The organism is Pelagovum pacificum (assembly GCF_016134045.1).
Classification (GTDB): Bacteria; Pseudomonadota; Alphaproteobacteria; order Rhodobacterales; family Rhodobacteraceae; genus Oceanicola; species Oceanicola pacificus_A.
In genome coordinates this window covers 2500632-2514228 of record NZ_CP065915.1, presented here as the reverse complement: position 1 = coordinate 2514228, position 13597 = coordinate 2500632, and the positions used below count along the sequence as shown (strand labels likewise).

General features: G+C 68.5%; 12 protein-coding genes. 6 read left to right on the top strand and 6 right to left on the bottom strand.

Annotated features, from left to right (window positions below):
- Positions 1–48 precede the first annotated feature (48 nt).
- Positions 49–357 carry a BufA1 family periplasmic bufferin-type metallophore gene (locus tag I8N54_RS12415; RefSeq protein ID WP_140197164.1) on the bottom strand — a complete coding sequence of 103 codons (309 nt, stop codon included), beginning with the start codon at positions 355–357 and terminating at the stop codon, positions 49–51.
- 460 nt (positions 358–817) lie between these two features.
- On the bottom strand, positions 818–2779 hold the full coding sequence (thrS, locus tag I8N54_RS12410) for a threonine--tRNA ligase (RefSeq protein WP_140197163.1): 1962 nt from the start codon (positions 2777–2779) through the stop codon (positions 818–820).
- A gap of 195 nt (positions 2780–2974) precedes the next feature.
- On the opposite strand from thrS, the gene I8N54_RS12405 reads away from it, so the two are divergent.
- Positions 2975–3703 (top strand): alpha/beta fold hydrolase, encoded by a 729-nt coding sequence (locus tag I8N54_RS12405; RefSeq protein WP_140197162.1) that lies wholly within the window; start codon positions 2975–2977, stop codon positions 3701–3703.
- 72 nt (positions 3704–3775) lie between these two features.
- Here I8N54_RS12405 and I8N54_RS12400 read toward each other — a convergent pair whose 3' ends face one another.
- Positions 3776–5011 (bottom strand): Hsp70 family protein, encoded by a 1236-nt coding sequence (locus tag I8N54_RS12400; RefSeq protein ID WP_332872142.1) that lies wholly within the window; start codon positions 5009–5011, stop codon positions 3776–3778.
- A gap of 112 nt (positions 5012–5123) precedes the next feature.
- Between I8N54_RS12400 and I8N54_RS12395 the strand changes: the two genes are divergently transcribed.
- The 3 genes from I8N54_RS12395 to I8N54_RS12385 all read left to right on the top strand — a co-directional run bounded on the left by I8N54_RS12395 (position 5124) and on the right by I8N54_RS12385 (position 8138).
- Positions 5124–6458: an MFS transporter gene (locus tag I8N54_RS12395; protein WP_140197160.1), complete on the top strand. Its 1335-nt coding sequence runs from the start codon at positions 5124–5126 to the stop codon at positions 6456–6458.
- Entirely contained in the window at positions 6455–7318 is an 864-nt protein-coding gene (locus tag I8N54_RS12390; protein ID WP_140197159.1) for an alpha/beta hydrolase, read from the top strand. Before I8N54_RS12395 ends, I8N54_RS12390 begins: the two co-directional genes overlap by 4 nt.
- Positions 7319–7430: 112 nt before the next feature.
- A complete protein-coding gene (locus I8N54_RS12385; RefSeq protein WP_140197158.1) occupies positions 7431–8138 on the top strand; it encodes an alpha/beta fold hydrolase in 708 nt (235 codons plus the stop codon).
- A 1-nt stretch (position 8139) separates the two neighbouring features.
- Here I8N54_RS12385 and I8N54_RS12380 read toward each other — a convergent pair whose 3' ends face one another.
- A complete protein-coding gene (locus tag I8N54_RS12380; protein ID WP_140197157.1) occupies positions 8140–9108 on the bottom strand; it encodes a ketopantoate reductase family protein in 969 nt (322 codons plus the stop codon).
- 161 nt (positions 9109–9269) lie between these two features.
- Here I8N54_RS12380 and I8N54_RS12375 point away from each other — a divergent pair, with 161 nt between their 5' ends.
- Entirely contained in the window at positions 9270–10649 is a 1380-nt protein-coding gene (locus tag I8N54_RS12375; RefSeq protein WP_231592742.1) for a hypothetical protein, read from the top strand.
- A gap of 10 nt (positions 10650–10659) precedes the next feature.
- A complete protein-coding gene (locus tag I8N54_RS12370) occupies positions 10660–11202 on the top strand; it encodes a hypothetical protein (protein WP_140197156.1) in 543 nt (180 codons plus the stop codon).
- An 86-nt stretch (positions 11203–11288) separates the two neighbouring features.
- Here I8N54_RS12370 and I8N54_RS12365 read toward each other — a convergent pair whose 3' ends face one another.
- Positions 11289–12872, bottom strand: coding sequence for an ABC transporter substrate-binding protein (locus I8N54_RS12365; RefSeq protein ID WP_140197155.1), 1584 nt, complete (start codon positions 12870–12872; stop codon positions 11289–11291).
- Positions 12873–12931: 59 nt separating this feature from the next.
- On the bottom strand, positions 12932–13555 hold the full coding sequence (locus I8N54_RS12360; RefSeq protein ID WP_140197154.1) for a helix-turn-helix domain-containing protein: 624 nt from the start codon (positions 13553–13555) through the stop codon (positions 12932–12934).
- Between the last annotated feature and the right edge of the window lie 42 nt (positions 13556–13597).

The following is a 13597-nucleotide window of genomic DNA, read 5'->3' as shown; positions in this document are numbered from 1 at the left end:
ACCTCCCTTGGCGGGTAGGATGGGTCTGTGACCCATCCTACGCCTGTCTCACGCTTCGGGCAGGTCGCGCTCGAGCGGCTCGAGAGAGCCCATGCGGGCCTCCATGCCGTCCATCGCGTCGCTGACCGTCATCTCCTCGCAGGTGCCGGCGGGCACGAGCGTCCAGGCGTTGCCCTGGTAGTCGATGGTGGAGGTCCCGGCGCAGGTCGTGCCCGGCCCGGCGGCGCAATCGTTCTCGCCGGCCAGTGAAATGCCGTAGCACTTTTCCATCTCCTGTGCGGCAGCCTGCGTCGCGAGCCCCGCAATTGCGGTCGCCACGGAAGCGGCGAGGGCGAAGGTCTTGGTCTTGGTGGACATGCTGTCTCTCCCTTGGTGCAGTCGGTTGTCATCACCGCTCGGGGTGATGTGCACAGGGTAGGTGGCGGATCGCGCGCCGAACCACTCACAGGCCGGTGTCTGACGGCTCCGTGAGAGAGCGGACCTAGAGCGCGGTGCCCGTCCCGTATGGTTTACCTTTGGTTTCCAGTCTGAATGTCTCCGACGCGTGTCCGGAGATTTGAAACAGACCGAGCGCCACCTGTAACAGAATGTCACCTGACACAGGCCAGCCGCTGCGGTGGCGGTCTAATGTTACAGTGCGACGCGCCATTCGGCGCCCTCGGAAGCCAGCCCCGGAACCGCCGGGCGACCACATTCAGGGTGTGGGACCCGCAGGGCTCCCGCACCGTCAAAGGGCTCACGCCCCCCAACCAGTTACCGCATCTCACCAACGAAAAAGGGCCGGCACTCCGGCCGGCCCTTTCCCCTTGATCCGATCCTACCGCTCGTCCGGCGGCAGCGCGTCCGCCGCGAGGCTTGCGACCACGGCATCCAGCCCCTCGACCGACGACTGCTTCTCGCCCAGCCGCCGGACCGAGACGGTCTGTTCCTCGACCTCGCGGCCCCCGCAGGCGAGGATCACCGGCACCTTGCCGACCGAATGCTCGCGGACCTTGTAATTGATCTTCTCGTTGCGCACGTCCGCCTCGGCGCGAACGCCGGCCTTGCGCAGCTTGGCCACGACCGACTGCACGTACTCGTCCGCATCCGACACGATGGAGGCGACGACCACCTGCCGCGGAGCCAGCCAGAAGGGCAGGCGGCCGGAATGCTCCTCGATCAGGATGCCGATGAAGCGCTCGAACGAGCCGAGCACGGCGCGGTGCAGCATGACGGGGCGGTGCTTTGCGCCGTCCTGTCCGATGTAGGACGCGCCCAGCCGCTCCGGCAGGTTCGGATCGACCTGCAGCGTGCCGCACTGCCAGTCCCGGCCAATCGCGTCGGTCAGCACGAACTCGAGCTTCGGGCCGTAGAAGGCGCCTTCGCCCTCCTGTACCTCGAAATCGTAGCCCGCCGCCTTACAGGCGTCGCCGAGCGCCGCTTCGACCCGGTCCCAGCTCTCGTCCGAGCCGATCCGTTTCTCCGGCCGGGTCGACAGTTTCACCGTCCAGTTGTCGAACCCGAGGTCGGCGTAAATGCCGGCGAGGAACTCGATGAACTTCTTGGTCTCGGCCTCGATCTGATCGTCGGTGCAGAAGATGTGCGCATCATCCTGCGTGAAGCCGCGCACCCGCATGATGCCATGCAGGGCGCCCGAGGGCTCGTAGCGCGCGCAGGACCCGAACTCGGCCATGCGCAGCGGCAGGTCGCGGTAGGATTTCAGGCCATGGTTGAACACCTGCACGTGGCAGGGGCAGTTCATCGGCTTGAGCGCGTTGATCGCCTTCTCGCGGGCATGATCCTCGTCGACTTCGACGATGAACATGTTCTCCTGGTAATTGTCCCAGTGCCCGGACTCTTCCCACAGCTTGCGGGAGACAACCTGCGGCGTGTTCACCTCGACGTAGCCGTCTTCGCGCTGCTTGCGGCGCATGTAATCCTGAAGCTCGGTGTAGATGGTCCAGCCGTTCGGGTGCCAGAAGATCTGGCCCGGCGCCTCTTCCTGCATGTGGTAGAGGTCCATCTCCCGGCCGAGCCGGCGGTGGTCGCGCTTCTCCGCTTCCTCGAGGAAGGTGAGGTGCGCCTTCAGCGCGTCCTTGTTGAGGAACGCCGCGCCGTAGATCCGCTGCAGCATCGGGCGCGAACTGTCGCCGCGCCAGTAGGCGCCGGCCACCGACATCAGCTTGAAGGCGTCCGCCGGAACCTGCCCGGTGTTCTGCAAATGCGGGCCGCGGCAGAGATCCTGCCAGTCGCCGTGCCAGTACATCCGGATCGGCTGGCCGTCGTCCGGGATCGCCTGCACCAGTTCGACCTTGTAGTTTTCACCGGTCTTCTCGTAATGCGCGATCGCGTCGGCCCGGGACCAGACCTCGGTGCGGACCGGATCGCGCTTGTTGATGATCTCGCGCATCTTCTTCTCGATCGCGCCGAGGTCCTCGGGGGTGAAGGGCTCCTCCCGGTCGAAATCGTAGTACCAGCCGTTCTCGATCACGGGGCCGATCGTGACCTTCACGTCGGGCCACAGCTCCTGCACCGCGCGCGCCATGATGTGGGCGAGGTCGTGCCGCACGAGCTCGAGCGCCGGGCGCTCGTCCTTCATGGTGTTGATCGCGATGGTCGCGTCCGCCTCGAGCGGCCACTGAAGGTCGTAGTGCTGCCCGTCGACGGTGGCGGAAATCGCCTTCTTGCCGAGCGAGGTCGAGATGCTCGCCGCGACGTCGGCCGGAGTGGTTCCGGCGGGATACTCGCGCGCGGAGCCATCGGGGAAGGTCAGGGATATGGGGGAAGAATCGAGGCTCATCGGCCTTGCTCCTCGTCAGTTCGGCGCCCACGGAACGCCCGGTTGCGGGTTATGTCGTGCGCGTGACTTGGCCTGCCCGGCGTCCTGCGTCAAGCCCGCGCGTATCCGTGCCGGCGACGCTGGTGCGCCGCGGAAACCCGGTTGCGGGCGCGCGCCGCTTGCGCCTTCATGGGCGCCGACTGATAGGAGGGTCTCATGGCCGACTGGCTCACCACGCCCGAAGGGCGCCGCATCGCCTACCACCTGACAAGGGGAGAGGGCGTGCCCGTCGCGTTCCTCGGCGGCTTCCGCTCCGACATGGAAGGCACCAAGGCCGTGCATCTGGAGGCCTGGGCAAAGCAGCAGGGGCGGCCGTTCCTTCGGTTCGACTATTCCGGCCACGGCGAGAGCGAAGGCACCTTCGAGGACGGCGCGATCGGCGACTGGGCGTCGGACGCACGCGCGGCACTGGCGCTGCTCGACGGGCCGGCGGTGCTGGTCGGCTCGTCGATGGGCGGCTGGATCTCGCTGCTCATCTCGCGCGACAGCCCGGAGCGGGTGGCCGGTCTCGTCACCATCGCCGCCGCGCCGGACTTCACCACCAACATGTGGGATGAGTTCGACGAGGCCGCACGCGCGGCCCTGATGGCGGCGGGTGTCCATTACCGGCCAAGTGCCTACGGCGACCCCTATCCGATCACCCGGCGCCTGATCGAGGAGGGGCCGGAGAACTTCCTGCTCGACCGGCCGCTCGCGCTGCCGATGCCGGTGCGCATGTTGCAGGGCACGGCGGACGAGGACGTCAGCCAGCACACAGCGTTGAAGCTGCTCGACCATGCCGAGGCGTCGGACATTCGTCTGACACTGGTCAAGGGTGCGGATCACCGCTTCTCGACGCCCGAATGCCTCGCCCTGATCGAGGCGGCGATCGACGAGGTAAGCTGAGGCGACGACCCCTGGACGGCCGTTACACGGGGATCCGAAGACCCCGCGCGCGCGATGCCGGACAGCCGTCGGCTATCGGTCAGCCGCGATCGCCAGCCCGTCAACGATTCCTGTGAAGGCGCTGCCGAAGAACATCTCCGCACGGGGCAGGGCGTCGCTCACGGCAGTGGAGACGGGCCGAAGAAGGCTCGACCCGCCGACGCAGACGATCCGGTCGACGTCGCCGGGCGCAAGCCCGGCCTGCGCCACCGTCTCGAGCGCCGCCTCGGCGATGTCGCTGGACCACCCGGCGAGGTCACTGGTCAGCACCGGCTCGGGCAGGGGGATCTTCAGGCCCTTCTCCACGGGTGACAGGTCGATGCGGGCGTTCGCGCCTTCGCGGTTGGCGTCGATCTTGCCGCGTTCCACGGCGAAGGCCACGTCGTGGCCGAGGTGCATCTCCAGCACGTCGACCAGCCGCGCGAACTTCTCGGGCTCCACGGCGAGCCGCGCCATCCGCGCCACTGCCCGCGTCGTGTCGGGCCCGTAGAGAAAGGCGATTTTCTCCCAGCTGGCGAGGTCGTTGAAGATCGCCGCAGGCGCAGGGTGCCGGTCCGGGCCGAGCTCCGCCTTGATGAGGCTGTCCTTGCCGAACAGCGGCATCACGTGGGCGAGGCTCAGTGTCTTGTCGAAGTCCGTCCCGCCGATCCGCACGCCGTGGCTCAGGATCACCTCCGTCTCCTCGCCCGCCTGCCGGAACAGGGTGAAGTCCGAGGTGCCGCCGCCGATGTCGACGATCAGGCCGAGGCCCGACGCCTTGCCGGCGGCGAGCGCGGCGGCCTCCGGTTCGGGCAGGAAGGCGACCTCCTCGAACCCCGCCGCCCGGTAGGCAGCTTCGAGGTCCGCGACCGCCCGCGCGTCGCGCGCGGGGTCATGGTGAAAGCGCACCGGCCGCCCCGACAGAACGCGGGTGAAGGTTTGCCCGGTATGCGCCTCCGAGCGCTGCTTCACCGCGCCGAGGAAGCGGGCGACGATCTCGATCAGCGTCAGCCGCTCCTGCATGAACTGCCGCCGCTCGTGCATCAGAGGCGTGCCGAGCACGCTTTTCAGCGCCCGCATGAAGCGCCCCTCGCGGCCCTCGATCAGGGCGGAGACGGCGGCATGTCCGAAAACGGTCTGCCGTTCGATGAAGTCGAGAAACACCGCCGTCGGCAGGGTCTGCTCGGTCCCGTCGATCGGGATCACGTGCGGCCGGCCGCCCGCGAGCACCGCCGCCGCGGTGTTCGACGTCCCGAAGTCGATCGCCAGTCTTGCGCCCGTCGTCATCATGCCCTCCGCCGCAACAAAGCGCCCCGACTACTGCGCCGCGCCGGCTGCCGCAAGATCGCATTGGTCTTGGACACGTGTCGGAATATGGTCGCCCGACCGAGTGGAGGGGATAATGACGCTGCGACTGTCGGAGAAGGCCGGATGGGGCCTCGCGGACATGGGAATCGGCATGTTCGTCGTGGTGAAGCAGTTGCTCGTCTTCAGCTTCCTGACAACGTTCCTGGGCGTGCCGCCGGCCGTCGCCGGCTGGGTCACCTTCGCGGTGCTGGCCTTTGACGTCGTGACCGACCCGCTGGTCGGCTACTTTTCCGACCGCACGACGGGCCGCTGGGGCCGCCGCGCGCCGTGGATCGCGGCGGGCGGCCCGATTCTCGCGCTTGGCGTCGTTGCGATGTTCGTCGTCCCCGAAAGCCTGAGCTGGCAGGCCAGCGCGCTCTGGGTGGCGGGCTTCTTCGGCCTCGCCACCATCGGGTTCACCTTCGTCGCGATCCCCTACGGCGCGATGGCGGGGGAGATGACCCGCGACCCGGTGGAGCGGTCGTCCATGACCGCGTGGCGCATGGTCTTCGCCTCGCTCGGCCTGCTGATCGCAGGGGGCGTCGTCCCCGCGCTCGCCGGCGACAGCCGCGAGGGCTATGCCCGCGCGGTGCTGATCGTCGCGCCGGTGATCGTCGTCACGGTCTGGGGGATGCTCTTCCTGACGCGGCGCGCGCCGCGTATCGGACGGGCGTCCGACAGCAGCTTCCTGTCCGTTCTCGGACTCGTGCTCGGCAACCGGCCCTTCGCGATCCTGGTGACGCTCTACGCGGTCATGACGCTCGGCGTCGCGATCATCGCCGCCGGACTGCAGCTTGCCGCGCTGAACCTCGTGGCGTCCGTTGACGGACCGCTGTCCGGTATCGCCGGGGCGCTCGGCATCTTCTCGACGCTGTTCGCCTGCTTCGTCGTCGGCGCAGTCGTCAGCCAGTACCTCTGGTATCGCCTGTCGGCGGGTCTCGGCCGGCTCCCGGCGCTGCTCTGCGGGCTGGCGCTGTACGTTGTCGTCCTGCTGCTCATCTACCTCGCGCTGCCGACGGCGTCGCTCAGCCTGCTCGCGCTGCTTTTCCTTTTTGCCGGAATGGGAAACGGGGCTTACCAGCAGATCCCATGGGCCATATATCCCGACCTGATGGATGTGACTCGCAACACCGATGACGCCCCGATCGAGGGGGCCTTCAGCGCCGTCTGGCTGTTCGGTCAGAAGATCGCCAACGCGGTGGGACCGCTGATCCTCGGCCTGCTGCTCGCCGCTGGCGGATGGCAGGAGAGCACGGGCGCGCCAGTCCCGCAGACCGACGCGGCCCTGTCGATGCTGCGCGTCGCGCTGACGCTGGTGCCCGCCGCGTTGATCGCCCTGTCGCTGGTCGGCTGCGCGACCCTGTTCCGGCGCGCGATGAGGGCGGCATGAAGCTGGAGCACCTGCCGACCCAGCTTGCCGAGGCGGAGGCCAACATCCCCGGCATCCGGCCCGGCTGCGAGAAATGCGTGACCTACTTCGACGGTCCGCAGAAGACGCCGCTGTCGGTCGTCTACATCCACGGCTTCTCTGCCAGCCGCCACGAGATCAGCCCGATCCCCGAACGCATCGCGCAGGAGCTTGGCGCGAACCTCTTCGCCACGCGCCTGAACGGGCACGGCATCGACGGTGCCGCGATGGGCAAGGCGACCTTCGCCGACTGGAAGAAGGACATGGAGGAGGCCGCCGGCATCGCCCGAGAGATCGGCGAGCGGACGCTCTGGATCGGCTGTTCCACCGGCGCCACGCTCATCACACTCGCCGCCGCTCAGGGCGTGGAGATGGCGGGCGCGATGCTGGTGTCGCCGAACTTCGGCCTCGCCGTGCAGCCGGGGCAGTGGATCCTCGAGGCGCCGGGAATCGAGACCTGGGGGCCGAAGCTGATGGGCCACGTCCCGTCCATGGCGATCCGCAACGAAGGCCACGCCCGCTACTGGACGACGAGCTACCCGACGCAGGCGGTCTTCCCGATGCGCGACGCGGTCCGCGCGGTGAAGGAGGTCGACTACGGCGCGATGGATGTGCCCGCGCTGTTCTTCTACAACCGGCAGGACATGGTCGTCAGCCCCGCCGCGACGGAGGCCGCGATCCTCGAATGGGGCGCCCCGGTCGAGAAGCTCGCGCTGAAGCTCGAGAAGGGCGACGACAGCACCGGACACATCATCGCCGGCGACATCTTCTCGCCCCACCAGACGGAGCGCGTGTTCAAGCGCTCGATGCTCTGGCTCGAACGGCTTGGCCTTCTGAACTAGGCGTCCTTTCGCCCGACACGTGTCCGTCGGTTGACCCTGCCGGCAGCATGTGGGCCTGTGCGGCAAACGCGGGCCCCGTGCCCGGACCCCTGACCACGACCATTGGCAGACCATGAAAGAACCCATCCTCTTCATTCCGGGGTTCATGACGGACGAACGCCTGTTCGCGGCGCAGGTCCGCGCCGTCGCCTCGGCGCATCCGGTGATGACCGCACCGATCGCGGAGTGCGAACGCATCGAATCCTTCGCCTCGGAGCTTCTCTCCGTCGCGCCGCCGAAGTTTGCGCTCGTCGGCTTCGGGCTCGGCGGGACGGTCGCGCTGGAGCTGCTGCGCCGCCAGCCGAACCGGGTCACCCGCATCGCGCTGATTGCCACGGCCTTCCAGGCCGAGACGCCACAAGTCGCCGCCGACCGGGAGCCGCAGCTGATCGCGGCCGCGACCGGCCGGTTCGACGAGGTGCTGCGCCAGACGGTGTCCGAGGCCGGCTACGGGCCCGGGGCAGGGCGGGTCGCAGTCCAGTCGACCGTCACCCGGATGGGGCAGGAGCTCGGCAAGGAGGTGTTCCGCCGCCACAGCCGCGCGCTTCAGCGGCGGCGCGATCAGCAGACGACGCTCAAGATGATCCATCAGCCGACGCTGGTGATGGGCGGCCGGCACGACCGGCTGCTGCCGATCAAGCGGCTCGAGGTGATGGCGGAGCTGATCCCCTCCGCCCGCCTGTCCGTGCTGGAAGAGGCCGGCCACTTCCCGACGCTCGAGACGCCGGAGGCCGCGACGGACGCGCTCGCCGACTGGCTGGGCGCGCCCGCGCCGCGCTAGGTCAGAGGCCGAGTTCGGCCTTCACGGCATCGACGTCGAGCGCACCGGGCGCGATGCCCTCGCGCAGCAACCGGCGGCCGAGCGCGAGCGCCCAGTCGTTGCCCGGCGTCGGCACGCCGTGCATCCGGCCAAGCAGCACGACCTCGCCGTTGAGGTAATCCGTCTCGATGGAGCCGGCCCCGCGCGCGAGGCTCTGGCGCGAGGACGATCCCGTCCGCTCCACGCCTTCGACGTCGCGCAGCTGCATCAGCTCGTCGCGGCGCGGGTCGGCGGCGCCGACGTCGACCGGGTCGATGCCGGCCGCCTCGAACACCGCCGCGCCCTCGGCCCGCAGCATGTCGAGGATCGGGTTTGTCTCCTCGCCACTGCCGAGCGCGGCGTCGATCACGTTGCCGAGGTTCAGGATCAGCTTGCCGTACTTATAGCGCATCACGTCGTCTCGGACGAAGCCTCCGATCCCGCTCGCCGTCAGCGCTTCGGCCATCGCCTCGTCATCCGCATCGTGCCCGCCGGGGAAGCGGCCGATGTCGAAGATGCCGTGCCGGGGCGTGCCGAAGCAGGAGACCTCGCCGGGCGTGATGTAGTCGGCGGGCAGCATCACGGTGATGCCGTGGACGTTCGGAAACAGCCGCAGGGCGAGACGCTCGTTCTCCACCCCGTTCTGGGCGCAGAACAGCGGCTGATCGGTCAGCCCGGCGGCGCGGAGTTGCGCCAGCGCGCCGGCGGTGTCCTGCGTCTTGGTCGTCAGGATCACCGCGTCGTCGGGGCGGAGGTCGATCTCGGAGGGATCGCCGACGCAATCGAACCTGGCCACCACGTCCTCGTCCGGCGAGCGAAGCCGCAGCCCGTTCGCGCGGATCGCCTCGAGCTGCCGGCCCCGGGCGATGCCGACGACCTCCTGCCCCGACAGCGCGAGTCCCGCCGCGATTGTGCCCCCGACAGCGCCGACTCCGTGAACGATGATCCGCATGGCTCTCCCCCAATCCGTTGAATTCGCCCGCTTGATAGCAGGCCGGGCGCCGGTGACCACCGCCAACGCCTGATTTCCCGCATGTCCGCGGTCGCGGCTCTGGTCTTTCGCCTGTCGTGAGGGCAGGAAAGATGCAGTCGCACTCCCTGGAAGGACACGGATTGAGAGCCTGGGCAAAGCGGATCGACCTGCCGCTCGGCATCGCGCTGGTCCTTCTGACGGTCTGCGTCATCGGGCGGGAGTGGCTGCCGGGGAGCTTTGTCGGAGAGGCGTCGCCGTGGTTGGCGCTCGCCTGTCTCGTTCTGCTGGTGCCCTCGGCCACGGTGACGGGTATCGCCTTCGTCGTGGTCGGCCTCGTCCTGACGGCGATCCTAGCCACCAACGGGCCCGACTTCGTCGCGGTCGTCACCGAGGGGCTGGCGCTCGCGGCGTTCATCGGGGCCTTCTTCGCCGCGCTCAACACGTTGCGCAGCGCGGCGCAGACCTCGCCCGCGATCCACCGCTGCGGCGCCTACCTCGCCCACCAGCCGCCGGGCCGGCGCTACGGGGTGCTGACGCTCGGCGGCGCGGCCTTCTCGCTGGTGCTGAACTACGGCTCGATCGCGCTGCTCGGCAGCCTCGCCACGGCGAGCGCGGCGGAGGAGAAGGACCCGGTCATCCGGCCCTTGCGCCAGAGACGGATGCTCGTCGCGGTGCAGCGCGCCTTCCTCGCCGTGCTGCCGTGGTCGCCGCTCAGCTTCGCGGGCGCCGTGACCGCCTCGCTCGTGCCCGGCAGCACCTATGTCGGCGTGCTTCTGCCCTGCATCGGCACCGGCGTGCTGATCGCGGGGACCGGCTGGGCGCTCGACACGATCTTCAAGCCCCGCGTCGCGGTGCGCCGCCCGGTCGAGAGGGTCGGCGGCCCCCGCGACCTGAAGCCGCTGGTGATCCTGCTTGTGCTGATGGGCACGCTGATCCTGTCGCTGCATTTCGAGTTCGGCGTCCGCGTCGTCGGCGTCGTCCTGTTGCTCGTGCCGCTCGTCTCGCTCGGCTGGCTGGTGATCCAGGGCGGGCCGGCGTCACTCGGGCCACGGGTGCGGACCTACGTGGGGCGCGAGTTGCCGGGCCTCCGGTCGGAACTCGTGCTGCTGATGATGGCGGGCTACATCGGCAAGGTCGGCGCCGCGCTGCTCGTGCCGCTGGCCGCGCGGTCGGGCCTCGACCTCGGCCTCGTGCCGGGCTGGGTGCTGCTGGCGGGCATCGTCTGGCTGATCCCGCTGACGGGCATGATCGGCATGAACCCGATCCTCGCCGCCTCGCTGCTGGTGCCGTTGATGCCGGCGGCGGGGGACGATTACTCGCCGACCGCGCTGTTCGTGGCGACGACGGCGGGGTGGGCGATCTCGGGCGCGACCTCGCCCTTCACGGCGACCACCCAGCTGATCGGGAGCTTCGCGCAGATCCCGGCCGCGCGTGTCGGGCTGGTCTGGAACGGGGCCTACGCGATCGTGACGGGGGTCCTGGTCACCGCGTGGGTGATCTTCATCGACGTGGCGTGGTAGGCTCGCCGAGATGAACACGCCCGCCCATATCGCGGTGAACCTCGCGCTAATCGGACGCCGCGCCTCTCCCGTGCACTGGTGGGTGGTGGTCGCGGGCGCGATCCTGCCGGATGCCGCCTATTTCGTCGATCATTTCGCGCGCGGCGCGCTGCCCGAACGGACAGCGGACCTGTTCAACTCGGTGCCGCTCTGGGGGCTGGTGCTGCTGGTCGCGTCGCTGTCGGGGACGCGCTGGGCCGTACTGCTGGCGGCCTCGGCGCTTTTGCACATCGCGGCGGACATTCCGCTTCACGCCGGCGACGCGCACCTGCATTTCTGGCCGCTGACCGACTGGCGCTTCGTCTCGCCGGTGTCCTTCTGGGACGCGGACCATCACGGCCGCCTCGTCGGAACGCTGGAAGGGGTGATCTTCGCGCTGGCCGTCGCCGCCTGCTGGGGCCCGGTGGGGCGCTGGCGCCGCGCGGCACTGGTCCTGCTGTCGCTGACCTACCTCGCCGCCTTCGTCCATTTCGTCGGCCACGTCTGGGCCGGGGAACACTGGGCGATCTGGTAGCGCGACCCGCTCTCTCATCTGGCTGAAAATACCTCCGGGGGAGTCGCCCGAAGGGCGGCGGGGGCAGAGCCCCCACCGCGTCGGTCTCACTTCTCGACCAGACGGTAGTAGACGAAGTCGGAGGTCGCGCCGTTCACGTAGCCCGACACGTCGGCATCCATCGCCACCTGGTAGGAGGCCTGGAACATGATGATGATCGGCGAATTCTCCTGCACCTTCTGCTGGAGGTCGACATACATCTCGAGACGGGTTTCCGGATCGGGCTCGGTCAGCGCCGCCATCGTCTCCTCGTTCATCTCGTCCGGGACCGCCCAGGCGTTCCGCCAGGTGGTCGTCGCCTGGTAGTTGTCGTCCGAGTTGTCGGAGTTGTAGGCGAAGGCCTTGGCGTTCGAATGCGGGTCCATGAAGTCCGGCCCCCAGTAGAGCAGCATCGCCTCGTGGGTCCGCTCGCGGTACTTGGTAATGACCTGAGCGCCCGTGCCGGGCAGGATCTCGAACTCGATCCCGGCTTCGGCGAAGGAGGCCTGCAGCGACTGCGCCATGTCGGTGAAGGGCGCGGAGTTGATGACGTCGAGGGACACCTGGATCGGCAGCTCGACCCCGGCATCCTCGAGGATCTGCGCCGCCATCTCGGGATCGTAGGTGTAGGGCGTCTCGTCATAGGAACCGGGGAAACCCTTCGGCCAGAAGGCCTGGTGGATTTCCATCTGCCCGTCGATGATCGAGTTGGTCATCCCCTCGTAGTCGACGAGGTAGCGCGCGGCTTCCCAGACGGCCGGGTCGGTCAGGCTGTCGGTCTTCTGGTTGAACGACAGGAAGTGAACGGCGGCCTGCGGGTAGGTCTCGACCGTGATCTCGTCGCTCTCGATGGAGCTAATCTGGTCGGGCGTCAGGTTGCGCGCCATGTCGACGTCGCCCTGCTCGAGCAGGAGCTGCTGCGTCGCGGCCTCGGCCACGTGGCGCAGGATCACGCTGTCGACGTTCGGGCCGTCCTTGAAGTAATCCTCGTTGGCGGTTAGCCGCACGATCTCCGCCGGGCGGTAGGTGTCCATCGAGAAGGGACCGGAGCCGGCGGAATTCTCGTTCAGCCAGGCGTTGCCCATGTCGCCGTCGACCTCGTTCTCCATCACCGTCAGCTCGTCGACGATGGAGGCGGGCCGCGAGGCGAGGACGTTCATCACGAAGGCGGGCGAGAAGTCGCCCTCGTAGGTGATCGTCACCGTGTTGCCGTCGGCGACGACCATGTCGCCCACGTTCTCCGGCGTCCAGCCGAGCTGGGCGAGGATGAAGGCCGGCGTCAGGTTCAGCTGGATCACGCGCGACAGCGAGAAGACGACGTCCTCGGCCCGGACCGGGTTGCCCGAGTGGAAGACCGCGCCATCACGCAGGGTGAAGGTGATGGACTTGGCCTCCTCGTCGATCTCCCAGCTCTCGGCCAGGCCCGGCGCCAGTTCGGTCGGGTCTTCCGCGTCGTACTGCGCGAGCCGGTCGTAGACGTTGGTCACGATCTCGCCGGAGGTGAACTCGTAAGCCTGCGCCGGGTCGAGCGCGACGATGTCGTCGATGTTCTGCGCGACGACGAGCACGCCGTCCGGCGTCTCGGCGAGCGCGGCCGTTGCCAGCGGCAGGGCCACCACGGTGGCCAGCAGTTTCGATCTCAGGTGTTTCATGGTCGTTCTCTCCATCTCCTGTCGGTGTTGTCGCCCCTGTCGGGCTGTCGTCGCCCCTGTCAGGCGTTGTTGTTGGCGGGCACGAGGCGCGGGATCTTGCGCCGCTCCCGCGAGTGCATCACGTCGAGCGTTCCGGCCCACAGCACCTGCGCCGCATCGTCGCCGCGGTTGGCGAGGGCGTGCTCCTTCGCGCCGTTGAAGTGGAACGAATCGCCGGGGCCGAGGCGGAAGGTCTCGCCCTCGAGCATGTGCTCGATCTCTCCCGAAAGCACGTAAACGAACTCGTCGCCCGCGTGACTGACGATTTCGGAGGCATAGCCGGGCGGAATCGTCAGCAGGTAGGAGCTCAGCTCCGATCCCGGGTACTCGTTCGACAGCGACTCGTATCTGATCGAGGAACCGGCGAGCGAGAAGGTCGGCCGCTCGACAGCGCGGGTGATCGCGTCGGCGGGGCGGGGCGAGGCGACGAAATACTCGAGCTCGACATCCAGCCCGCCGGCAATCTGGGCCAGCGTGCCAAGGGTCGGCACCGCGTTGTCGCGCTCCACCTGGCTGAGGTAGCCGACAGAGACCGACGCGCTGTCGGCCAGCGCCTGCAAGGTCATCCCGAGCGCCTTGCGCCGCTTGCGGATCAGCCCGCCGATCGGGCGGACCTCCTGCTTCTCGTCGTCGGTCACGGCCATGCCGATCCCCCGGGGTCGATAAAAACTTTTTACATGAGAGCA

What these genes read in the sequence shown, in the direction of transcription:
- I8N54_RS12415 (WP_140197164.1), bottom strand. Translation starts at nt 357, where the DNA reads ATGTCCACCAAGACCAAGACCTTCGCCCTCGCCGCTTCCGTGGCGACC.
- thrS (WP_140197163.1), bottom strand. Translation starts at nt 2,779, where the DNA reads ATGAGCCTCGATTCTTCCCCCATATCCCTGACCTTCCCCGATGGCTCC.
- I8N54_RS12405 (WP_140197162.1), top strand. Translation starts at nt 2,975, where the DNA reads ATGGCCGACTGGCTCACCACGCCCGAAGGGCGCCGCATCGCCTACCAC.
- I8N54_RS12400 (WP_332872142.1), bottom strand. Translation starts at nt 5,011, where the DNA reads ATGATGACGACGGGCGCAAGACTGGCGATCGACTTCGGGACGTCGAAC.
- I8N54_RS12395 (WP_140197160.1), top strand. Translation starts at nt 5,124, where the DNA reads ATGACGCTGCGACTGTCGGAGAAGGCCGGATGGGGCCTCGCGGACATG.
- I8N54_RS12390 (WP_140197159.1), top strand. Translation starts at nt 6,455, where the DNA reads ATGAAGCTGGAGCACCTGCCGACCCAGCTTGCCGAGGCGGAGGCCAAC.
- I8N54_RS12385 (WP_140197158.1), top strand. Translation starts at nt 7,431, where the DNA reads ATGAAAGAACCCATCCTCTTCATTCCGGGGTTCATGACGGACGAACGC.
- I8N54_RS12380 (WP_140197157.1), bottom strand. Translation starts at nt 9,108, where the DNA reads ATGCGGATCATCGTTCACGGAGTCGGCGCTGTCGGGGGCACAATCGCG.
- I8N54_RS12370 (WP_140197156.1), top strand. Translation starts at nt 10,660, where the DNA reads ATGAACACGCCCGCCCATATCGCGGTGAACCTCGCGCTAATCGGACGC.
- I8N54_RS12365 (WP_140197155.1), bottom strand. Translation starts at nt 12,872, where the DNA reads ATGAAACACCTGAGATCGAAACTGCTGGCCACCGTGGTGGCCCTGCCG.
- I8N54_RS12360 (WP_140197154.1), bottom strand. Translation starts at nt 13,555, where the DNA reads ATGGCCGTGACCGACGACGAGAAGCAGGAGGTCCGCCCGATCGGCGGG.